The sequence below is a fragment of the Actinomadura sp. CNU-125 genome, from assembly GCF_001942465.1.
In the GTDB taxonomy this organism is placed as follows: Bacteria; Actinomycetota; Actinomycetes; order Streptosporangiales; family Streptosporangiaceae; genus Spirillospora.
In genome coordinates this window covers 1-21,683 of record NZ_MKJY01000603.1, presented here as the reverse complement: position 1 = coordinate 21,683, position 21,683 = coordinate 1, and the positions used below count along the sequence as shown (strand labels likewise).

The following is a 21,683-nucleotide window of genomic DNA, read 5'->3' as shown; positions in this document are numbered from 1 at the left end:
TGCGACATCTCGAAGATCAGGTCGCCGCCCGACCGGACGACCTCGGCGTCGATCCACGACGCGTTCCGCGGGCGCCCGTCGACGCGCAGCCCGGTCGTGTAGCGCGCACCGTCCTCGACGCCGCGCGCCTTGATCCGGATGCGTTCGCCGCCGACCGGGTCGATGACGATCCGCTCGAACATCGGCGCGCTCACGACGAGGTCGCCCGTCCCGTAGATCGCCGGGTAGATCCCGAGGTTCGCGAACACGTACCACGCGCTGAGGGAGCCCTGGTCGTCGTTGCCCGGCAGGCCGGACGGCGTCGTGTCGTACATCTCCGTGACCGCGCGGTACAGCACGTCGGTCGTCTCGTGGGGGCGCGCAGCCAGTTGTAGACCCACGGCGTGCCGAACGCGGGCTGGTTCGACAGGTAGTTGCCGGTCTTCGTGTACGCGCCCGCGTCGAGGTCTTGCATGAGGACGTCGAGCGCGCGCGTCGACGCCTCGATGCCGCCGCGCTTGCCGATGAGGGTCGCGAGGTTGTGCGGGACGAGCCAGCCGTACTGGTACCCGGTCGACTGGTTGAACTGGCCGCGCCCGGCGCCGTCCTCGCGGACGCGCAGGTCGAAGGCCCGGTCGAACCCGGTCCGTTCCCTCGGGCGGATGTGCCGGGTCTCGGGGTCGAAGACGTTCATCCAGTTCTGCGCGCGCGCCATGAAGGCCGCGTGGGACTTCTCGTCGCCGAGGCGCCCGGCCAACTGCGCGATGGCGAAGTCGTCGATGGCGTACTCCAGCACGCGGGACGTCGCGAAGTCGCCCTTGCGGTTCTCGATCAGGCCCGTCGCGAAGTACTGGTAGCCGTCCGTGCGGTCGGTCTTCGTCGCCGGGAGCACCTGCGTGGACGTCATCGACTCCAGTGCGGCCGCGCGGTCGTAGTCGGTCGCGCCCATGTCGTCGAGGGTCGCGACGATCACCTGGAGGTTGTCGCCCTGCATCCGGGCGGCGCCGGGCGCCCAGCCGCCGGTCTGCTCGGCGAGCAGGACGATCGACCGGTTGATGTCGCTCGCGACGCCCGGGTGCGTGAGCGCGATGAGCTGCGCCTGGCTCCGATACATGTCCCATCCGGATCCGGCGAAGTTCACGTAGAAGTGCCGGCCCTTCGGAACGGTGTGCACCTCGCCGTCGTAGCCGAGGTACTCGCCGTTCACGTCGTCCCGGACGTTCGGGTGCAGCAGCGAGTGGTACAGGGCCGTGTAGAACTTGGTGCGCGCCTCGGCGGAGCCGCCCCGCACGTCGATCGTGCCGAGCGCGTCCTTCCACCGGCGCGCCGCCTCGTTGCGCACCTTGCCGAAGCTCCCCGTGCCGACCTCGGCGTCGCGGTTCGCGGCGGCGTTCTCCACGCCGACGTAGCTGAGGCCGGTTCTGGCCGTCACCTTCGCGCCGTCGGCGAACGTGACCCACGCGCCGTTGTCGTGCCGGTAGTCGGCGCCCGTGTCGTCGGTGGCCTTGCGGACGTGCGTCGCCCCGGCGGTCATCGCGCCGTCCTTCCACACTCCGTACGACTCGAAGGGCCGGTCGTAGGTCGTGGAGAAGTACGCGCGGTAGCGGTTGCCGTTGTCGCAGAGGTCGGCCCCGTGCATCCACCCGCTCACGGTGCGGGTCGCCGGGTCGATCGTCACCTCGCTGCCGTAGGTGCGGTTGTTCGGCCCCGACACGTCCAGGATCAGCGTCGAGCCGCCGCCGCGCGCGAAGTCGAACGTGCTCACGGCCGTCCGGCTGCTCGCCGTGAGCTCGGCGGTCACCCCGTTGTCGAGCGCGACCCGGTAGTAGCCGGGTTCGGCCTTCTCGTTCGCGTGGTCGAACTTCAGGTAGTACTTCTTGATGTCGTCGGACGGGTTCGACGGGAGGACCCCGTTCACGAGTTCGCCCGCGTAGGGGATCGTCGGGAACTCGTAGCCGCCGTACCGTCCCGTGCAGCCGGAGCCCGAGTAGCGCGTCATGCCGAAGCCGCGGATGAGGTCGGCGGTGTACTCGTACCCGCCCTTCTCGCCGACCAGCGCGGGCCCCGGTTTGTAGGTGGTCGGGCTCGACTGGACCATCCCGAACGGCACCGCCGCGCCCGGGAACGTGTTCCCGTAGGCGTCGTTGCTCTTGTTCTGGGCGGTGTCCATCTCGGTGCCGATGAACTGGTCGACCGCCTCGAACGGCGGCAGTTCGGCGGCGGCGGCCGGAGGCGGTGCGGCCAGGAGCGTCAGCGACACCGCCCCCGCCAGCGCCCCGCCCGCGAGCGCGGCTCGGCGGCGGCCGCGCGCACTTCTCCACAAGCGCATGATCGTTCCCTTCCCGTGGACGACCGCGCCAGCCTGGCGCCCGCGGGCGATGGGCGCCGGACGGCCGGCCGTCGCGAAGATCAACAACAGGTGACGGGAACGCGGGGCCGAGACGAACGATCCCCCGGCCGCCGGAAGCCGGTGGCCGGGGGATCGCCGGGCGCCCATCCGGCGCGCGGCCGGATCAGTACTTGATCACGCCGCGCAGGTTCTTGCCGTCGAGCATGTCCTGGTAGCCCTGGTTGATCTCGTCCAGGGTGTAGGTGCGGGTCATCAGCTCGTCGAGCTTGAGCTTGCCGTCCTCGTAGAGGCGCAGCAGGCGGGTGATGTCGCGGCGCGGGTTGGCGTTGCCGAAGATGCAGCCGACCAGCTCCTTGCGCTGCATCGACAGGTCGAACAGGCTGAGCTTGACGTCCTCCTGGGCGATCGGCGCGACCGCCGTGACGACACCGCGGCCGCCCTTGGAGACCATCCCCATCATCGGCTGGATCAGCTCGCCGGTGGCGACGCCCGTCGTGAGGATGACCTTCTCGGCGTTGGCGCCCCAGGTCATCTCCGCGAGCAGGGCCTGGGCCTCCTCCACCGACGCCGCCGCGTGCGTGGCGCCGAAGGTCGAGACCGCCGCCTCGCGCTTCCACTCGATCGGGTCGACGGCGATGAGGTGCCGGGCGCCCGCCAGCGCGGCGCCCTGCACGGCGTTCATCCCGATGCCGCCGAGGCCGATCACGACGACCGTCTCGCCCGCCTGGACGTTCGCCGCGTTCACGGCCGAACCCCAGCCGGTGGTGACGCCGCAGCCGAGCAGCGCCGCCTTGTCGAGCGGGATCCAGTCGTCGATCTTGACGCAGGACGCCTCGTTCACCACCGTGAACGGGGCGAACGTGCCGGTCAGGCACATGGTCCCGAGGTCCTCGCCCTTGGCGGAGTGGTGCCGGGACGTGTTGTCGCTGATCTGCCGGCCGCCGAGCAGGATCGAACCGTAGTCGCACAGGTGCTGGCGTCCCATCGCGCACGACGGGCAGCGCCCGCAGGACGGGATGAACGACAGGACGACGTGGTCGCCCTCCTGCAGCGACGTGACGCCCGCGCCGACCTCGACGACCTCGCCGGCGCCTCGTGCCCGCCGACGCACGGGAACTGGCTCCAGCCCATCAGGTCCGCGATCTCCGGGTCGAGCACCATGTCGCCGGTGCGCAGATGCTCGTCGGAGTGGCACAGCCCCGCGGCCGTCAGCTTGACCTTGACCTCTCCGGCCTTCGGATCATCGAGTTCGATGTCCTCCACACTCCAGTCGGTGCGGGGTTCCCTCAGGATTGCCGCTCGCGTCTGCACTGGCGCCTCCTCCGATCCGGGCCCTTCAACCGGACGCGCCGGGCGCGAGGCCACGGCGCCCCCGGTAACTAGACGCTTATGACTTTAGCGAATTTTGCATAGAATGTCGTTCGGCAATAGACTAGAATTGGATTATTCTCGCCGCCCCATATGACCCGGTGGTCACTTCGCCTCCGGCGGCCCTCGGCGGCTACCGCACCGTCCGGACGAACGCGGCGGCGCGGCCCGGCGCGTCCGGCACGGCCCACGCGACGGCGAACGTGCGGCCCGCCGCGACCAGGCCCATCCGCTCGCCGAGGAAGTACCCGCGCGGGCTCGCCTCGTCGGGGATGCGCGGCGCCTCGCGCATGTCGAAGGACTCCCCGGTCAGCCGCGTCTCCCGCCACGTCGCCGACGCGTCCGTGCACGGGACCGTCCGGGCGGGACGGCACGTCGCCAGCCAGCGATCGGTGCGCAGCGGGGCCGCCGCGTCGTTGTGGCGGAAGTCGGAGTACGACACCGCGACGGTCCCCCGGTGCCCCACCGCGAGCGAGACGGTGAACGTCTGCCGGTTCGGCACCGGCACGGTCTCGGGCGTCCGGTTCACCTTGACCGGCTCCGACCAGGTCCGGCCGCCGTCGGCGGAGGAGACGAGGGCGACGCCGTCGGACGCGCCGCCGCCGAACCGCGCGTCCTGCCAGGCGGCGTACAGGCGTCCGGTGCGGCGGTCGACGGCGACGTCGGACAGGATGCTGGTGGTGTGCGAGACGTCCTCGCCCGATTCGGGGTCGCGGATCACGACCGTCGTCTCCATGTCGCCGACCCGCCGCGGCTCCGACCAGGTCGCGCCGCCGTCGGTGGACCGCACGACCTGCACGGAGTAGTCGCTCAGCCCCGGCCCGCCGCCGAACCGGACGTGCGTGTGGAAGTCCAGCAGCGTGCCGTCGTCCAGGACGACCGGCCGATGCCCCGTCACCATGCTCCCCTCGGCGGACGCCACGGACACGCGGGGCTTCGACCAGGTCCGTCCGCCGTCGGCGCTGCGGGCGACCCACCCCTCGTTGCGGGTGCGGGCCTCCGCCGGGAAGCGCGCGCCCGCCAGGTACAGGACGTCCGGGTCGCGGGGGTCGGCGACGGCGCCGCTGCCGTAGACGCCGCCGCCCTGGTCGAAGTCGGACTCCTGCGCGACGACCACCGGGGCCGCCCACGTCCGGCCGCCGTCGCCGGACCGGACGGACAGCGCCGCGGACTCCGAGTAGTCGTCCATGAACACCCCGCCCGTCACGACCAGCGCGCCGTCGCCGGTGAACGTCACCGTGGGGTCGTCCACATGGTCGAAGCGCCCGCCGGAGCAGCGGGTGAGGCCGGGCACGACGGACCGCCGCCAGCTCCGGCCGCCGTCGCGGGTGAGCGCGATGACCGCGCCGCGGTTGTGGTCCTGGGGCCACACGGCGGCCAGGCGGCGGGGGTCGGCCGGGTCGGCGGCCAGTGCCGGTTCGATGGCCCCGGCGGCCATCTTGCCGTCGATCGCGCCCGGCTCGCAGCCCGCGAACGGGCTCGGGCCGGACAGCCGCTCCGGGCCGTGGCCGTGGCCGTGACCGGCGCCGGGGACGGCGGCCGCGGCCGCGGCGTCGCCGGACAGGGCCAGCGCCGGGACGAGGAGGGCGGTGAGGACGAGCGGTGAGGGTCGCATGGTCGACTCCTTCCGGTGGGTTGGAGTCATCGTGCGGACCCGGCACCGCGACGGTCGTCCCACGCTCGGCGCAACCGTCCGTACCCCGGGCGGCGCAGCCGGGGCCCGCCGCGGTACGCCGGACGCCCCGAGGGCCGTGCGAAGCGTCCGGCCGAGTAAGCCTTAGCGGCTCAGGTTCCGGTAACGGCGGACGGCCAGCGGCAGGAAGACCGCCGTGATGACGATCGGCCAGACGATCGCCATCAGCAGCGCGTTCTGCTCGATCCAGGTGTCGCCGATCGCGGCCGGGTTGCCGAACAGCTCGCGGGACGCGGTCACCGTCGAGGAGACCGGGTTCCACAGCGCGATCGTGCCCAGCCAGTCCGGCATCAGGGACGGCGCGACGAACGCGCTGGAGATCATCGCGAACGGGAACGCGACCGCGAACAGGCTCCCGGCGGCCTCCTCGTTCGGTGTCAGCAGCCCCAGCAGGACGCCGACCCAGATCAGCCCGAAGCGCAGCAGCAGGAACAGGCCGAAGGCGCCGAGCGTCGCGAACAGGCCGCCGTCGGCGCGCCAGCCGATCGCCAGCGCCGTCAGGAGCAGGACGAGCAGGTCGAGGCCCGCGCCGATCAGGTCGCCGACGCCCCGCCCGGTGACGACGGCGGACGGCGCCATCGGCATCGACCGGAACCGGTCGGTGACGCCGCGCGCGCTCTCGTAGACGACGGCGTACGCGGTGTTCATGAACCCCATCGCCATCGTCATCCCGAACATGCCGGGCATGAGGAACTCGCGGTAGTCGCCGCCGCCGGGGACCGACATCGCGCTGCCGAACACGTACCCGAACAGCAGCACGGACACGATCGGGAAGCCGAGCTGCCAGGCGATGTTGCTCGGCTGCCGCACGTAGTGGGTCAGGCCCCGCAGGACGATCGTCCAGCAGTCCGCGAAGGCCCAGTAGAGCCGGTCGCCGAGGGTCTCCTCGGCCGTCCGGTTCGGAACGCTCATGCCCCCGCCCCTTCCTTCTCGGCGGCCTCGCCGGCCGTGTCGTCGTCGGCCCGGTGGCCGGTGAGCCGCAGGAACACCTCGTCCAGCGTCGGGCGCCGCAGCCCGATGTCGGCCACGGCGACGCCGTCGTCCCGCAGGGTGCGGGCGATCTCGGTCAGCGCGGCCACCCCGTCGGTGACCGGCGCGTGCACCCGCGCCGCCGCCGCGTCGGTGCGCGGCTCGGTGGACGTGACGCGGGCGATGACGGCCGCCGTGGCGGGCAGGGTCGCGGGGTCGCGCACGACGACCTCGATCCGGTCGGCGCCCGCCAGCCGCTTCAGCTCGTCCGGTGTGTCGTCGGCGATGACGCGGCCGCGGTCGAGGACGGCGATGCGCCCGGCGAGCCGGTCGGCCTCATCGAGGTACTGCGTGGTCAGCAGGACGGTCGTGCCCTGTTCGACCAGCGACCGCACGGAGTTCCAGACCTCGTTGCGGCCGCGCGGGTCGAGCCCGGTGGTCGGCTCGTCGAGGAACAGGACGTCCGGCGCGAGGATCATCGCGGCGGCGAGGTCGAGGCGGCGGCGCATCCCGCCGCTGTACTCCTTGATCCCCTTGTCGGCGGCCTCGACCAGGTCGAAGCGTTCCAGCAGCTCGTCGGCCCGTTCCGCCGCCCGTCTGCGCCCCAGGTGGAACAGGCGTCCGAACATGCGCAGGTTCTGCCGTCCGGTCAGCACCTCGTCGAGCGCGGCGTGCTGGCCCGCCAGCCCGATCCGGCGGCGCACCTGCCGGGGGCGCGCGGCGACGTCGACGCCCGCGACCTCCGCCCGTCCGCCGTCCGGCCGGACGAGCGTGGTCAGGACGCGCACGGCCGTGGTCTTGCCCGCGCCGTTCGGGCCCAGCAGCCCGTAGACGGTGCCCGCCGGGACCGTGAGGTCGAAGCCGCCGAGCGCGTGATGGTCCCCGTAGCGCTTGCGGATCCCCTCGCAGCGGATCGCGTGCTCCGGCATGTCGCCTCCTACTTTGCGTATGACGTACGCTCATTAACGTACAGCATACGCAAACTCGTCCGGGACGCAACGCGATCGCCGTGCGACCGGCAGGTATAGCGTCGGATTCCGCACCACCGGCACACGGGAGAGCAGGACAGGCGATGACGACCGAGCACGGCGACCGGCGCGACCCCCAGCGGAGCCTCAAGCTGCTGTGGGGCGACCTCGCCCGGCCCGCCCGCGGACGTCCGCCCGCCCTCACCCTCGACGCGATCGTCACCGCGGCCGTGGCGACCGCCGACGAACTCGCGCGCACGGAAGGGATCGAGGCGCTCACCATGCGAGCCATCGCGAAGCGCCTCGGCGTCGGCACGATGTCGCTCTACCGCTACGTCCCCGGCAAGGGCGAGCTGCTGGACCTCATGATCGATCACGTCATCGGCGAGTACGAACCCGAAGACGAAGAGAACGAGGAGGACGAGCGGGGCTGGCGGGCGGTGCTGGAGGCCGAAGCCCACCGCAAATGGCGGATGTGCATGGACCACCCCTGGTACCCGTTCGTCGACCAGAGCCGCACGATCCTCGGGCCCAACTCGCTGCGCGGCCTCGACCGCGTCCTCGGCAGGCTCCGGCCCCTCGGCGTCGGCGGCCGGTCGCTGATGATGATGGTCGGCGTGCAGAGCGACTACGTGGAGGGCACGGCGCGCAGCCACCTCAACGAGCGGCGCGCCGTGGAACGGACCGGCCTCAGCGGCGAGGACTTCTGGGCCGCGCAGGCGCCCACCCTGGAGAAGGCGGTGCTCAGCGGCCGGTTCCCGACCATGGCGGCGCTCGACGAGAACACCTTCGACTGGTCCTACGAGCAGCTCTTCGAGTTCGGCCTGGGCCGCCTGCACGACGGCTTCGCGTCCTACCTCGGCGACCGCGCGGGCTGACCCGGGCCGGGCCGCGCGAACCTCGCCCGGTACGCGGACGGGGCGAGTCCGGTGTGGCGCCGCATCAGGGCGCGCAGGTTCGCGGGCGTGCCGAGGCCGCTCGCCCGCGCGACCGCGTCCAGGCCGGCCCCGCCGCGTTCGATGAGGCGGCAGGCGAAGGCGACCCGTTCGGCGGTGAGCCAGGCGAGCGGGGTGGTGCCGAGCTCGGCCCGGAACCGGCGGTGCAGGGTCGCCGGGCTGGTGCCCGCGCGGGCCGCCAGGTCGGCGACCGTCAGCGGGCCGTCGAGGCGTTCGCGCGCCCAGGCCAGGACGGGCGCGAGCGAGGCGTCCGGGACGTCGGGCAAGGCCCGTTCGACGAACTGCCGCTGGCCGCCGTCGCGGTGCCCGGCGAACACCAGCCGGCGGCTCACCGCGTTCGCGATCCCGGCGCCGTGATCGCGGCGGACCAGGTGCAGGCACAGGTCGAGGGCGGCGGCGCTGCCCGCGGACGTCAGCACGTCGCCGTCGTCGACGAACAGGACGTCCGGTTCGAGGCGCACGTCCGGGAACCGTTCGCGGAACGGCCCGGCCCAGCGCCAGTGGGTGGTGGCGCGGCGGCCGTCCAGGACGCCGGCGGCGGCGAGCGCGAACGCGAGGTGCGCAGGCCGACGAGGCGCGCGCCGCGGGCGGCGGCGCCGCGGACGGCCGCCAGCACCGCCGGTGCGGGATCGGCCTCGGGGTCCGGCCGGTTGGGGACGATCACGGTGTCCGCGCGTTCGACGCGTCCAGGTCCGGGATGCCGGACATCACGAAGAAGCGCTCGTGCATCACCGCCCGTCCGCCGGGGGCGCAGAGCGTGAAGTCGTACCACGGCCGGTCCAGCTCCGGCCGGCGCAGGCCGAACAGTTCGGTGACCACGCCCAGCTCGAACGGGTTCGACCCGGCGTCGACGATCATCGCCACGCGATGCGAGGATCCTTGCGGCATACGCCATTTCTAGCACTCACGCGCGAGCCCGTCCGGACGGCAGGGTGGTCGCATGACCGAACGCCCGATCGACCTGCACGCCGCCCTGCGCACCTTCGACGACCTGTGGAGCCCCCGCGTCGTCGCGCGGGTGAACGACCACGACGTCCGCATCGCGAAGGTGCACGGCGACCACGTCTGGCACGCCCACGACGACACCGACGAGTTCTTCCTCGTCCTCGACGGCGAACTCTCGATCGCCCTGCGCGAGGCGGGGACCGAACGGACGGTCGTCCTGCCGGAGGGCGCGGTGTTCGTCGTCCCGCGCGGGATCGAGCACCGCCCGTCCGCGCCCGGCGGGGCCTCGATCCTGATGTTCGAGCCGTCCGGCACCCTCAGCGTCGGCGACCGCCACGACGACCTGCCCGCCCACGTGGACGCGACCACCGGCCGTCCCCTCCCCCCGGCCTGACCCCCCGAGCGTGTCGGCCGCGCTCGGGGTTCTTGGTCGGGCGGGTTCGGCGTGCGAGGCTGCGAAGGTGGTGGTCCTGGACGTTCTCGCGTCGGCGGCGCTCGCGGGGTGGGTGTATCTCGCCGCGGGTCACGGCGGGTTCTGGCGGACCGGGGGCGCGCCCCCGGCGGGCGCGGAACCGCGCGTGTGGCCGGATGTGGTGGCGGTCGTGCCCGCGCGCGACGAGGCGGCGGTGCTGCCGGAGACGCTGCCGAGCCTGCTCGCGCAGGAGTATCCGGGACGGTTCGAGGTCGTGCTGGTCGACGACGGGAGCACCGACGGGACGGCGGACACGGCGCGGCGGCTCGCGGACGGCACGGCGGTGCGGCCGCGGGCGGTGCGGCTGCGCGTGGTGCGGGCGGCGGAGCGTCCGGACGGCTGGGCGGGCAAGGTGTGGGCGATGCGGGAGGGCGTCCGCGCGGCGGGCGGACCGGAGTTCGTCCTGTTCACCGACGCCGACATCGCGTACGCGCCGGGGACCGTCGCGCGGCTCGTGCGGACCGCGGGCGGCGAGCTCGACCTGGTGTCGCGGATGGCGACGCTCGGCACCGGCACGGTGTGGGAGCGGGCGCTCGTCCCGGCGTTCGTGTATTTCTTCGCGCTGCTGTACCCGTTCCGGCGCGTGGGCCGTCCGGGGGCGCGCACGGCGGCCGCGGCGGGCGGCTGCATGCTGGGGCGCCGCGGCGTGCTGGCCCGGGCGGGCGGGCTCGCGGCGATCCGGGGCGCGCTGATCGACGACGTGGCGCTGGGGCGGCTGATCAAGCGGGCGGGCGGCCGGTGCCGCCTGGACCTGGACCGCGACGTCGTCAGCCGCCGCCCGTATCCGCGTCCGGGCGACCTGTGGGCCATGGTCGCGCGCAGCGCCTACGACCAGCTCCGCTACTCCCCCGTGCTGCTGGCGGGCACGGTGCTCGGGCTGGTGCTGCTGTTCGCGGTGCCGCCCGCCGCGGCGGTGGCCGGGGCCGTCGCGGGCGATCCCGCGGCGGCCGTCCCCGGACTGGCCGCCTGGACGATCATGGCGGGCACGTTCGCGCCGATGCTGCGCCACTACCGGCTGTCGCCGCTGCGCGCCCCGGCCCTGCCGCTGATCGCGCTGGCGTACACGGCAATGACGGTCGACTCGGCGCGCAGGCACCACGGCGGGCGCGGCGGCGTCTGGAAGGGGCGCGTCGCCGTCAGGACGCGGTGAGCATCGCGATCGCCGTGTCGATGACGCCGCGCTGGGCGGTCAGCGGGGTGCCGGGCGGGCGGCGGACCGCGCTCCACCACAGGCCGTCGAGCAGGACGAGGATCAGCTCGGCCAGTTCGTCGGGGCGGCGGCCGGACGGCAGCTCGTCGGTCTCCTGCGCGGCGGCGATCGCGGCCCGCAGGTTCGCGCGGGCCTCGGCGTCGAGTTCGTTGAGGGCGTCGGCGAACGCGGGCCGGACGGCCGCCTCGGCGTGGAACGCCGCCCAGATGCGGGCCTCGGCGAGCCGGCTCTCGTCGGCCGGGAGATATCCGAGCATCGCGCGGCGCAGTTCGTCGGGGAACGCCCCGCCCTCGGGCGCGGCCCGGATCGCGGCGAGCCGCGCCCGCGCGGCGTCCGCCGCCTGCTCGAACGCGAACCGCAGCATCTCGTCCTTGGTCTGGAAGTAGCGCTGCACCGCGCCGAGCGAGAAACCCGCCTCGGTCGCGACCGTCCGCATGCTGACGCCGTCCAGCCCTTCCCGCGCGGCGATGCGGAACAGGGCGTCCGCGACGTCGCGGCGGCGGGCCTGCTTGTCCACCGTCCTCGGCACCTCTCCATTCTGCCGCACCCGAGGAGCGGTAATTCCGGCGGTGCGGGTCTCGCGGGCGGCCGATCGCGGCTTTACCGGTGTTCCTTTTCGGCGTCACGTTGCGGGGTTTTCGGCCATTACGGTCTCGATCGTTCACCGCGGCACGGGGTTGTATCTTGAGGGCCTTGCAGATTGGGGACCTCGGATGCGTCGAGTCGTCGGGTCGCGGGCCGTTCTCGTGGTGACGGGCGTGATCGTGCTGGGGGTCGGGGGGCTCTTTTTCGCGCTTGGCCTCGACGACGCCGACAAACTGGGCAGCGTCCTCGCGGCGCTGGCCGCGCTCGCCGGTCTCGGGCTGACCGTGACGGGTGCGCTCCGCGGCGGCGGGACGAACCCGGACGGGACGAACGCGGACGGCGTCACGGTGCACGGTTCGGCCGTCGGCGGGTCGGTCGCCCAGGTCGACCGGGTCGGCGGGAGCGTCCGGCTGGGCGGTTCGCGCCCGGCCGACGGCCGCGCGCCGCGGGACGTCCCGGAGCCGGCGGACGGCACGGCGGCGGGCGGGCTCTCGGTGCGCGGGTCGACCGTCGACGGGGACGTCTTCCAGGCGAAGTCCGTCGACGGCGACGTGGAAACGCACTCCGAGTGAGGAAGCGCGGGGCGCGCCAGTCCATCGACGGATCGACCGTCCTCGGGGACGCGGTGCTGGTCGGTTCCGTGGGCGGCGACGTCAACGTGGGCGTGGCGCCGCAGGCCCGGACGGACGCGGCGGTGCGGGCGCTCGCCGCGGCGGTGCGGCACCGGTGGACGGCCGAGGCCAAGATCCTCACCCCGCGCGCGCCCGAACGGCTGCGGCTGGCCTGGGCGAGCACGGGCCGTCCCGTCCAGACGGCGGGGGCGGCCCGCGACGACCTGCGCGGCGACGTCTCGGAACTGGCCGCGCGGTTCCGCGAGCTGCCGGTGCGGCACCTGGTCGTGCTGGGCGCGCCGGGCTCGGGCAAGACGGTGCTGGCGATCCGGCTGCTCCTCGACCTGGTGGATCCGGACGATCCGGACGATCCGGACGAGCCGGTCCCCGTGCTGCTGTCGCTGTCGACGTGGTCTCCGCGCACGTCTCGCTGCACGACTGGATGGCGCGGCGGCTCGCGGAGGACCACCGGTTCCTCGACGCGGCGGCCGCCGGGGACCTGCTGAAGGCCGAGAAGGTGATGCCCGTCCTGGACGGGCTGGACGAACTCGCCCCGGGCGCACGGGCCACGGCCGTCGCGGCCGTCGACGGCTGGGCGCGGGACGGCCGTCCGGTCGTCCTCACCTGCCGCGGCGACGAGTACGAGGATGCCGTCCGGGAGAGCGGGCACCCGCTGAGCCGCGCGCCGGTCGTGGAGATCGGCGCCGTCGACGCCGTGGACGCCGCCCGTTACCTGCGGGCCGCCGCCCTCGACGGCGACACCCGGTGGGACCCGCTGCTCGGGCGGCTGGCCGGCGATCCGGACGGGCCGCTCGCGACCGCGCTGGCCACCCCGCTGATGGTGGAGCTGCTCCGCATCGGCTACCGGGCCCCGGCGACCGACCCGGCCGAGCTGCTGGACGCGGAGCGGTTCCCGTCCCGGGAGGCGATCGAGGGACACCTGATCGACCGCTTCCTGCCGGCCCTCTACGCCCCCGCGCAGCGGCCCGCGTACCGGGCGGAGCAGGCCGAGCGGTGGCTCGCCCATCTCGCGCGGCGGATGCGGCGGCACGGCACCCGGAACCTCTCGTGGGGGCAGATCTGGACGCTCCCGTCGGCGCTGCTGCTGACGCTGCCGTTCGCGCTGACGGGCGGCCTGGTGTTCGGCTCGTTCTTCGGTGCGGGCCGCGGCCTCGCCGCGGCGGCCCTGTTCGCCCTGGCGGCGGTCATGTCGCACATTCCGGGCGCCGCTCCGAGGCACGTCCACGATTCGGACCTGACGGACCCGATGGCGCTGCTGCGGCGGCTGCGCGGCGGCTCGGCGGTGTGGGCGCTGCTGGTGGCGGTGGCGTCGGGGCTGCTCATCGGCACGCTGTTCGGCCTGGGCCTGGACGCGACCACGGGCAAGACGATCGGGTACGCGCTGCTGCTCGGGTCGATGTTCGCCGTCGGCGCGCTGGGCAGCACCCCCTGGGGGTCGTTCCTGCTGGCCCGGTCGTGGTTCGCGCTGATCGGACGGCTGCCCTTCCGGCTGGTCGCGTTCCTGCGGGACGCCCACGAGCGGGGCGCGCTGCGGCAGGTGGGGGCGGTCTACCAGTTCCGGCACGCGCTCGTCCACGACCGGCTGACCGGCGACGCGAGCCCGTGGCCCGAGGACCCGCCCGGCCGGGCCCGGTCCTCGCTCCGTTCCGTCACCTTGGTGAGGGTCGGGGTGCAGGTGCTCGGCGTGCTGATCGCGGCCATGCTGCTGACCGCGCCGCTCACGCGCGGGGCGCTCGTCTACCGGTCCGGGGACCGCCCCGCCGAGGAGAACCTGGCGGCGCCGGGAACGTCGATCACGACGTCCGTCCCGCACTGGACGCTGCCGCCGGGGGCCGCGCGCAGGACGGTGTTCGCGCAGGAGGACCCGGACGACCGGTTCCCGGTCAGCGGGCTGGCGACGAACGTCGCCCTGGAGCGCGCCTGCCCCGGAACCGTCGTCGAGTTCACCGCGATCGCGGGAGGACGGACGGTGTCGCACATCGTGCTCCGCGCCCGCGGCTCCTCCCCCCGTAAGGAAACCCTGCCCCGCGAAGACTTCCCGGCCGGCGCCGGGGACGTCACGGTCCTTCTCAAGCGCGTGGACGACGCCGGCTGCACCGTCGGGTTCCGCTGGCAGGCGCCCCGCATCACGCACGACGGCTTCTTCGACATCCGCGAGTACCTCCGCTCGTAGTACTGGCAGGGTGGAGATCGTGGACGAACTCGCGCGCAACGCCGCGAACACGTGGGGCGCTGTCGGACGGCGGTGGCTGGACGACCTGCCCCGGCTGGTGAAGGAGGTCGCACGCGACTGGAGCCTGGACGTCGGGGAGACGTTCGACCTGAGCTTCCACTGGGTCGCGGCCGTCCGGCGGGAGGACGGGACGGCGGCGGTGCTGAAGCTCGGGCCGACCGAACCGGGGCATCTCGCGCACGAGGCCGCCGCGCTCGACGTCTTCGACGGACGCGGCGCGGTGCGGCTGCTCGCCTGCGACGCCGAGCGCGGCGCGCTGCTGCTGGAGCGGGCGGAACCGGGAACGATGCTGCGCGGCCTCGTGCCGGACCGCGACGGCGATGCCACGGGCGCGCTGGTCGAGGTCATGGGGCGCCTGCACCGGCCCGCGCCGCCGGACTGCGGGCTCCCGGCGGTCGAGGCGGAGGGGGCGGCGTTCGCCGAGCATCTGGACCGGTTCCCGGGGGACGGTCCGCTGCCGCGGCACCTCGTCGAACGGGCCGCGCGGCTGTTCGGCGAACTGTGCGCGGACTCGGCCGAACGGTTCGTCCTGCACGGGGACCTGCACCACGACAACGTCCTGCGGGGCGGCCGGGAGCCGTGGCTGGCGATCGACCCGCACGGCGTCGTGGGCGACCGCGGCTACGAGATCGGGCCCGTGCTCTACAACCCGGATCCCGGTGTGCGGGACGAGCGGCTGCGCGACCTCGTGCCCGCGCGGATCGAGCGGCTCGCGGACGGGCTCGGGATGCCGGTGGACCGGGCCGTCGCGTGGGGGTTCGCGTCGTGCGTCCTGTCGGAGGTGTGGGAGGCGCAGGGCGGGGAGCCGGGCGGCCGGGCGCTGGACGTCGCACGCCTGCTGCTGCCGGGACTGTCCTGAACATCCGGTAAGCGAACGCTGTACTGTTCCGCCCGTGACGCGGGAGAACGACGTTCGGCTCGGCGGGCGGGTCTGGACGATGCTGGCGGTGCTCGGCCTCGTCGGGCAGGTCGCCTGGACCGTCGAGAACATGTACCTGAACGTGTTCGTGTACGAGACGGTCAGCGGCGATCCGGACGTGATCGCGGGAATGGTCGCGGCGAGCGCGGCGGCGGCCACGCTCGCGACGCTGACGATCGGTGCGCTGTCGGACCGGCTGGGCCGCCGCCGCGCGTTCATCGTCGCCGGTTACCTGGCGTGGGGGCTGTCGACGGCGGCGTTCGGGCTGGTCAGCGTGGACGCGGTCGCGGCGGTGGCGCCGTTCGCGGACGCGGTGGTCGCCACCGTCGTCGTGGTGATCCTGCTCGACTGCGTGATGTCGTTCCTCGGCTCGGGCGCGAACGACGCCGCGTTCCAGGCGTGGGTGACGGACGTGACGCGGGCGGAGAACCGCGGCCGCGTCGAGTCGGTGCTGGCGATCATGCCGCTGATGTCGATGCTGCTGGTGTTCGGCGGCCTCGACTGGATGACGCGGGACGGGCGGTGGTCGCTGTTCTTCGTCGTCATCGGGCTGCTGACGGCGGCGGCCGGGGCCGCGGCGTGGGCGTTCGTCCGGGACCGTCCGGCGCGGCGGCAGGACGGGGCGTACCTGGCGGCGCTCGTGCACGGGCTGCGGCCGCGCGCGGTGCGCGAGAACCCGCGGCTGTACCTGGCGCTGTCCGCGTGGTGCGTGTGGGGCGTGTCGACTCAGATCTTCCTGCCGTACCTGATCATCTACCTGGAGAAGTACCTGCGCATCGAGGGGTACGCCCTGGTGCTGGGCGTGGTGCTGACGGGCGCGTCGGCGGTGAGCGTGGCGTGCGGGCGGCTGATCGACCGGGTCGGCAAGGCGCGGTTCCTGATCCCGGCGGTGCTCGTCTACGCGGCGGGCCTGCTGCTGATGCCGCTCGCGACGGGCATGGCGGCGGTGACGGGCACCGGGCTGGTCATGATGTCGGGGTTCATGCTGGTGCTGGCGCCGCTGGGCGCGCTGGTGCGCGACTGCACGCCGCCCGGGCGGGCCGGGCACGTGCAAGGGTTGCGGATGGTGTTCGCCATCCTGATCCCGATGATCGTCGGGCCGTTCCTCGGCGCGGCGGTGATCAAGGGGGCGGACGAGCGGTACGTGGAGCTGGGCGTGACGAAGCACGTCCCGACGCCGGGGATCTTCCTGGCGGCGGCCGCGGTGCTGGTGCTGATCGTCCCGCCGGTGCTGGCGCTGCGGCGGGGCGCGCGAACGATGGAGGCCGTGCGGTGACGCTGATGACGCCATGGGGCGAGGAACTCGACCCCGACGAGGTGCTGCCGGAGTATCCGCGGCCGCAGCTGGTCCGGGGCGGGCACCTGAACCTGAACGGACGCTGGCGGTACGCGTTCGCGCCGGCCGAGCCCGACGGGCCGGAGGCGTACGACGGCGAGATCATCGTGCCGTTCTCGCCGGAGTCGCCGCTGTCGGGCGTGAACCGGCGGCTGCTCCCCGGCGAGACGCTCTGGTACCGGCGGGAGTTCGACGCCCCCGACCTGCCGAACGACCCGGACGGGTCGGACCGGTCGGACCGGTCGGACGCCTCGGACGGGCGGGACGGCCGGGTGCTGCTGCACTTCGGCGCCGTCGACCAGTGGTGCCGGGTGACGGTGAACGGCGCCGAGGCCGGGACGCACGACGGCGGCTACCTGCCGTTCGCGTTCGACGTCACCGGCCTGCTGCGCGACGGCGGGCCGAACACGCTCGTCGTCGAGGTGCGCGACCCGTCCGACACCGGCGACCTCGGGTGGGGCAAGCAGAAGCTGGAACGCGGCGGCATCTGGTACACCGCCCAGTCGGGCATCTGGCAGACGGTGTGGGCGGAGCGGGTGCCGAACCTGTTCGTCGAGCGGCTGACGTTCGTCCCGCACCTGGACGACTCGTGCGTCGAGGTCACCGTGCACGCCGCGGGCGGCGACGCCAGGGTGACGGTGGAGGCGGACGGACGAACCGTGGCGCGGGCCCAAGCGGCCGCAGGGACGCCGGTACGCATCCCCCTGGACGACGTCCACGCGTGGACGCCCGAAGACCCGTTCCTCTACGACGTCACCGTCGAACTGGGTGACGACACCGTGACGAGCTACTTCGGCATGCGCTCGTTCGGGGTCGGCCCAGACGAGAACGGGATACCGCGCCTTCTCCTCAACGGGCGCCCGTACTTCCACGCGGGCGTCCTCGACCAGGGCTACTGGCCCGACGGGATGTACACGGCGCCGTCGGACGCGGCGCTGGTGCACGACATCGCGACGATGAAGCGCCTCGGGTTCACGATGCTGCGCAAGCACATCAAGGTGGAGCCGCTGCGCTGGTACCACCACTGCGACCGGCTCGGGATCCTCGTGTGGCAGGACTTCGTGAGCGGCGGCGGCCCGTACCGTCCGGAGGTCGTCTCGGCGCCCGCGTTCCTGCCGGTCCGGCTGGACGACTCCGGCGAGCGCGGCCACCGCCGGTTCGGGCGGGCGGACGCGGCGGCGCGCGAACGGTTCCGGCGCGAGATGCGGGAGACCGTCGAGCATCTGCGCAGCGTCGTCAGCATCGCGGTGTGGGTGCCGTTCAACGAGGGGTGGGGGCAGTTCGACGCGGCGGACGTCGCCCGCGAGGTCGCCGAACTCGACCCGACGCGGACGGTCGACCACGCGAGCGGCTGGCACGACCAGGGAGCGGGCGACCTGCGGAGCCTGCACGTGTACTTCCGCCGCTTCCGGGTGCCGCGCCGGCGGGACGGGCGGGTGCTGGTCCTGTCCGAGTACGGCGGCTACAACCTGCGGCTGGACGGGCACGCCTGGAACGACGAGGACTTCGGCTACCGCCGGTACCACGACGCGGCCCGGTTCGGCGGGGCGTTCGCGCGGCTGCACGCGCTGCAGATCGTCCCGGCGATCCCGCTCGGGCTGAGCGCGACCGTGTACACGCAGCTGTCGGACGTCGAAGACGAGCTGAACGGCCTGCTCACCTACGACCGGAAGGTGTGCAAGCTCCCGGAGCGGCTCGTGCGCGGCGTGAACCGCCGCCTCAACTTCGGTTAGTCCGTTGACCTGCGGCGTGTTGCCCTTATTCGGCCGCTCTTAAGGGCAACACGCCGCAGGTCAACGTCACCAGCGCTGGCGGGCCTCCTCGGCCCAGCCGGTGAGGCCGCCGAGGTCGATCCAGGCGCCGTCGTCGGTGCGGGCCCGTCCGGTGAACGTGCCGAAGCACTGGTGGGTCTCGCTGCCGACGACGCCTAGCTCGGTCTTCGAGATCTTCTCGTGGAACGGGTGGAACTCGGCGCGCACGCGCTCGCCCGTGATCGTCCAGGGGCGGAGCCAGTCGGCGGGGTCGTAGCTCCAGTCGAGCTCGTCGCCGATCTTGTGCAGGCGGCCGTTGACGAACAGGGCGTTCTCCGTCATGCCGGTGCCGTCGGTCCACTGGCCGCCGAGCTGCAGGGCGAGGCCGGGCGCGGCGGCCGCGGCCCAGTTCCACGTCATCCGGTAGGGCCACTTGCCGCGCCCATGGTCGAGGACGGCGAACGAGTCGGCGGCGCTCACCTCGACGGCGCCGGACGGGAGCCGCAGCGTCCCGTGGACCGGACGGCCCACGTCCTTCACCGTGTACTGGAAGCGTTTCGCGGACCACGGGAGAGACGACGCCGAGCGATTCGTGCCCGTCCGGGACCGGCACCTTGAGGTCGAGGTCGACGCCGATCGCGGGCGCGACCGCCCGCAGGCGGGTGCCGTCCGGTTCCGCGCGGGTGCCGACCGCGACGCCGCCGCCGCTCGTCTGCGCGGTGCCCTCGCCGCTGCGGTCGGGGAACCGCGCGCCGAACGCGAACGGGACGACCGCGTCGCGGGCCAGCTCCTCGCCGGTCTCGCGGTCGAGGACGTACACGCCGTGCACGCCCGCGTAGTCGAGCGAGGACGCGACGAGCCCGACGATGTGCCGCGGCGTGACGATCCCCCAGTACTCCCACCGCTTGGCGCGGCCCCATCCGCGCAGGTTCGCGCGGTGCAGGGGACGGCGCGTCCAGCCGACGGCCGCGGGGTTCAGGGTGCCGTCGGGCAGGCACAGCTCGACCGGCTCGACGATCTCTCGCTCACGCATCCCCCGAGGTTATCGGCGGCCCCGCGGAACCGCGCGAGCGGTCCGGCGAAGGCCCCGTGAACGGTCGATTCAACAACTCCATACCTTGATCAGAGTTTTTCGGGTGCCGCACGCGCTCATGTCATTGTGGTGATCACTGATTCGCCCTGGGACGTCGCGGAGCACGATCTTTCGCTGGCGCGGCTCGCGGCGCGGGAGAACTTCCCGGTGGCGGCGCGGCTGCTGCCCCGGCGGCACCGGGCCGATCTGCTGGCGGTGTACGGGTTCGCCCGGCTCGTCGACGACATCGGCGACGAGGCGCCGGAGGCGCAGCGGGGCAAGCTGCTGGAACTGGTGGACGACGACCTCGACCGCGTGTACGCGGGCGTGACGCCGGAGCTGCCGCAGCTGCGCAGGCTGGCGCGGACCGTCCACGCGCGGTCGGTGCCGCAGGAGCCGTTCCGGCGGCTCGTCCAGGCGAACCGGCAGGACCAGACCGTCCACCGGTACGAGACGTGGGACGAGCTGGTCGGCTACTGCAGGCTTTCGGCGGACCCGGTGGGACGGATCGTCCTGCACGTGTTCGGCGCGGCGGATCGGGGGCTGGAGGAGGCGTCCGACCGGGTCTGCACGGCGCTGCAGGTGATCGAGCACTGCCAGGACGTCGGGGAGGACTTCCGGCGGGGACGGGTGTATCTGCCCGCCGAGGACCTGCGGCGGTTCGGCTGCCCGGACGACGACCTGGGGCGGACGAGGACGCCGACGCGGCTGCGCGGCGTCGTCGCGCTGGAGGCGGCGCGGGCCCGCGACCTGCTGGACCGGGGGACGCCGCCGCTGATGGCGGGCCTGCCGGGGTGGGCGCGGATCGCCGTGGCGGGGTACGCGGCCGGGGGGCGCGCGGCGCTCGCCGGGCTGGAGCGGGGCCGTTACGACGTGCTGGCGCACACGCTGCGTCCGGGCCGTGCGGCGCTGCTGGCCGGTTGGGCACGCGCACTGGAGAGGGGTGAGCGATGACGGTCTCGGAGGCGTGCGAGCGGTCCGAGCGTGTGGTGGAGGCGTATCGGCACTGCGAGCGGGTGGTGCGTGCGGAAGCCCGCAACTTCGGCTACGGGATCCGGCTGATGCCCGTCCCGAAGCGGCGGGCGATGAGCGCCGTCTACGCGTTCGCGCGGGGGGTCGACGACATCGGGGACGGGCCGGAGCCGGCGTGCGTGCGGCTCGACCTGCTGGACCGGTCGCGGGGCCGGCTCGCGTCGGTGCGGGACGTGCTGGAGGGCCGGGCGGACGCGGCGGTGCTGGAGGGGCAGCCGGTGCTGACGGCGCTCGCGGACGCGGCGGCCCGCTACCCGATCCCGCTGGAGGCGTTCGACGAGCTGATCGACGGCTGCGAGAGCGACGTGCGCGGCGCCGACTACGAGACGTTCGACGACCTGCTGCGGTACTGCCGCCAGGTCGCGGGGACGGTCGGGCGGCTGAGCCTGGAGATCTTCGGGTCGCAGGGGCGGCTGCGGGCGGAGGCGCTCGCCGACTCGCTCGGCATCGCGCTGCAGCTCACCAACATTCTGCGGGACCTGCGCGAGGACCGGCTCGCGGGCCGCATCTACGTCCCGACCGAGGACCTCAAGCGGTTCGACTGCACACTCGACCTGGACGACTCGGGCATGTTCGTCGATCCGCCGTGGCGGCTGAACCAGCTCGTTGCGTTCCAGGCGGAACGCGCGCGGACCTGGTACGCGGAGGGGCTGCGGCTGCTGCCGCTGCTGGACCGCCGCAGCGCCGCCTGCACCGCCGCGATGGCCGGGATCTACCGGCGGCTGCTGGAGAGCATCGCGGCCCGTCCGGCGGCCGCGCTGAACACCCGCGCGTCCCTGCCGACCTGGCAGAAGGCGGTCGTGGCGGCGCGCGCGCTGACGGGGGTGGAGCGGTGAGCGTGGTCATCGTCGGCGGCGGGCTGGCCGGGATCAGCGCCGCGATAGCCCTGCGAGAATCGGGCGTCCCGGTGACGCTGCTGGAGGCGCGGCCGTGGCTCGGCGGCGCCACGCACTCGTTCGAGCGCGGCGAGCTGAGCGTCGACAACGGGCAGCACGTGTTCCTGCGCTGCTGCACCGCCTACCAGGGGCTGCTGCAGCGGCTCGGCGCCGACCACCTCGTGGACGTCCAGGACCGGTTCGACGTGACGGTGCTGCGGCCCGGCGCGGACGCGGCGCGGCTGACGCGGTCGCGGCTGCCCGGCCCGCTGCACCTGCTGCCCGCGCTCGCCCGGTACCCGCACCTGACGCGCGGCGAGGCGGCTGCGGGCGCTGCG

The 21,683-nt window shown here is 73.7% G+C and carries 19 protein-coding genes and 2 pseudogenes; 12 read left to right on the top strand and 9 right to left on the bottom strand.

The genetic code is table 11. From position 1 onward, the window contains the following. Positions 1 to 190 precede the first annotated feature (190 nt). The 5 genes from BJF79_RS49955 to BJF79_RS49935 form a co-directional block, all read right to left on the bottom strand. Complete coding sequence (locus BJF79_RS49955; RefSeq protein ID WP_262403736.1) at positions 191 to 2,308, bottom strand: GH92 family glycosyl hydrolase; 2,118 nt, start codon at positions 2,306 to 2,308, stop codon at positions 191 to 193. Between the two features lie 184 nt (positions 2,309 to 2,492). Continuing rightward, positions 2,493 to 3,440 carry an NDMA-dependent alcohol dehydrogenase gene (locus tag BJF79_RS49950; protein ID WP_262403735.1) on the bottom strand — a complete coding sequence of 316 codons (948 nt, stop codon included), beginning with the start codon at positions 3,438 to 3,440 and terminating at the stop codon, positions 2,493 to 2,495. A gap of 390 nt (positions 3,441 to 3,830) precedes the next feature. Beyond that, positions 3,831 to 5,312, bottom strand: a complete 1,482-nt coding sequence (locus tag BJF79_RS49945) for a sialidase family protein (RefSeq protein WP_075907557.1) — start codon at positions 5,310 to 5,312, stop codon at positions 3,831 to 3,833. Positions 5,313 to 5,474: 162 nt separating this feature from the next. Beyond that, positions 5,475 to 6,302, bottom strand: coding sequence for an ABC transporter permease (locus BJF79_RS49940; protein ID WP_075907556.1), 828 nt, complete (start codon positions 6,300 to 6,302; stop codon positions 5,475 to 5,477). Continuing rightward, positions 6,299 to 7,288 carry an ATP-binding cassette domain-containing protein gene (locus tag BJF79_RS49935; RefSeq protein ID WP_075907555.1) on the bottom strand — a complete coding sequence of 330 codons (990 nt, stop codon included), beginning with the start codon at positions 7,286 to 7,288 and terminating at the stop codon, positions 6,299 to 6,301. Before BJF79_RS49935 ends, BJF79_RS49940 begins: the two co-directional genes overlap by 4 nt. Before the next feature lie 143 nt (positions 7,289 to 7,431). On the opposite strand from BJF79_RS49935, the gene BJF79_RS49930 reads away from it, so the two are divergent. Beyond that, positions 7,432 to 8,205, top strand: coding sequence for a TetR/AcrR family transcriptional regulator (locus BJF79_RS49930; RefSeq protein ID WP_075907554.1), 774 nt, complete (start codon positions 7,432 to 7,434; stop codon positions 8,203 to 8,205). Here BJF79_RS49930 and BJF79_RS66310 read toward each other — a convergent pair. Then, positions 8,181 to 9,171: pseudogene (locus BJF79_RS66310) on the bottom strand (GlxA family transcriptional regulator). The gene BJF79_RS49930 and the pseudogene BJF79_RS66310 overlap by 25 nt on opposite strands. 52 nt (positions 9,172 to 9,223) lie before the next feature. Here BJF79_RS66310 and BJF79_RS49920 point away from each other — a divergent pair. Both BJF79_RS49920 and BJF79_RS49915 read left to right on the top strand, forming a co-directional pair. After that, positions 9,224 to 9,622, top strand: a complete 399-nt coding sequence (locus BJF79_RS49920; RefSeq protein ID WP_075907553.1) for a cupin domain-containing protein — start codon at positions 9,224 to 9,226, stop codon at positions 9,620 to 9,622. A 67-nt stretch (positions 9,623 to 9,689) separates the two neighbouring features. Beyond that, positions 9,690 to 10,850, top strand: coding sequence for a glycosyltransferase (locus BJF79_RS49915; RefSeq protein ID WP_075907552.1), 1,161 nt, complete (start codon positions 9,690 to 9,692; stop codon positions 10,848 to 10,850). On the opposite strand, the gene BJF79_RS49910 is transcribed toward BJF79_RS49915, so the two are convergent. Further along, complete coding sequence (locus tag BJF79_RS49910) at positions 10,837 to 11,439, bottom strand: TetR/AcrR family transcriptional regulator (RefSeq protein WP_075907551.1); 603 nt, start codon at positions 11,437 to 11,439, stop codon at positions 10,837 to 10,839. The genes BJF79_RS49915 and BJF79_RS49910 overlap by 14 nt on opposite strands. Positions 11,440 to 11,623: 184 nt before the next feature. Between BJF79_RS49910 and BJF79_RS49905 the strand changes: the two genes are divergently transcribed. From BJF79_RS49905 to BJF79_RS49880, 6 genes are read left to right on the top strand one after another with little or no spacing between them, the layout of a single operon-like run. Then, positions 11,624 to 12,067 carry a hypothetical protein gene (locus BJF79_RS49905; protein WP_075907550.1) on the top strand — a complete coding sequence of 148 codons (444 nt, stop codon included), beginning with the start codon at positions 11,624 to 11,626 and terminating at the stop codon, positions 12,065 to 12,067. After that, a complete protein-coding gene (locus BJF79_RS49900) occupies positions 12,064 to 12,612 on the top strand; it encodes a hypothetical protein (RefSeq protein WP_075907549.1) in 549 nt (182 codons plus the stop codon). The genes BJF79_RS49905 and BJF79_RS49900 overlap by 4 nt, the downstream gene beginning before the upstream one ends. Continuing rightward, positions 12,516 to 14,300, top strand: coding sequence for a hypothetical protein (locus tag BJF79_RS49895; protein ID WP_075907548.1), 1,785 nt, complete (start codon positions 12,516 to 12,518; stop codon positions 14,298 to 14,300). Before BJF79_RS49900 ends, BJF79_RS49895 begins: the two co-directional genes overlap by 97 nt. Before the next feature lie 19 nt (positions 14,301 to 14,319). Beyond that, positions 14,320 to 15,219: an aminoglycoside phosphotransferase family protein gene (locus tag BJF79_RS49890; protein WP_158079546.1), complete on the top strand. Its 900-nt coding sequence runs from the start codon at positions 14,320 to 14,322 to the stop codon at positions 15,217 to 15,219. A 34-nt stretch (positions 15,220 to 15,253) separates the two neighbouring features. After that, positions 15,254 to 16,555 (top strand): MFS transporter, encoded by a 1,302-nt coding sequence (locus tag BJF79_RS49885; protein ID WP_075907546.1) that lies wholly within the window; start codon positions 15,254 to 15,256, stop codon positions 16,553 to 16,555. A gap of 5 nt (positions 16,556 to 16,560) precedes the next feature. Then, a complete protein-coding gene (locus BJF79_RS49880) occupies positions 16,561 to 18,348 on the top strand; it encodes a glycoside hydrolase family 2 protein (protein WP_262403749.1) in 1,788 nt (595 codons plus the stop codon). 66 nt (positions 18,349 to 18,414) lie between these two features. Here BJF79_RS49880 and BJF79_RS65140 read toward each other — a convergent pair whose 3' ends face one another. Both BJF79_RS65140 and BJF79_RS65135 read right to left on the bottom strand, forming a co-directional pair. After that, on the bottom strand, positions 18,415 to 18,897 hold the full coding sequence (locus BJF79_RS65140; protein ID WP_262403732.1) for a DUF2804 domain-containing protein: 483 nt from the start codon (positions 18,895 to 18,897) through the stop codon (positions 18,415 to 18,417). 103 nt (positions 18,898 to 19,000) lie between these two features. Next, positions 19,001 to 19,399: pseudogene (locus tag BJF79_RS65135) on the bottom strand (DUF2804 family protein); the annotation flags it as partial. A gap of 129 nt (positions 19,400 to 19,528) precedes the next feature. Here BJF79_RS65135 and hpnC point away from each other — a divergent pair. The 3 genes from hpnC to BJF79_RS49860 form a co-directional block, all read left to right on the top strand. Continuing rightward, entirely contained in the window at positions 19,529 to 20,392 is an 864-nt protein-coding gene (gene hpnC, locus BJF79_RS49870) for a squalene synthase HpnC (protein WP_262403731.1), read from the top strand. Next, positions 20,389 to 21,306 (top strand): presqualene diphosphate synthase HpnD, encoded by a 918-nt coding sequence (hpnD, locus tag BJF79_RS49865; protein WP_075907544.1) that lies wholly within the window; start codon positions 20,389 to 20,391, stop codon positions 21,304 to 21,306. The genes hpnC and hpnD overlap by 4 nt, the downstream gene beginning before the upstream one ends. Then, positions 21,303 to 21,683 (top strand): FAD-dependent oxidoreductase (locus BJF79_RS49860; RefSeq protein WP_262403730.1); only part of this gene is annotated, 381 nt, incomplete at its 3' end. The genes hpnD and BJF79_RS49860, both read left to right, overlap by 4 nt.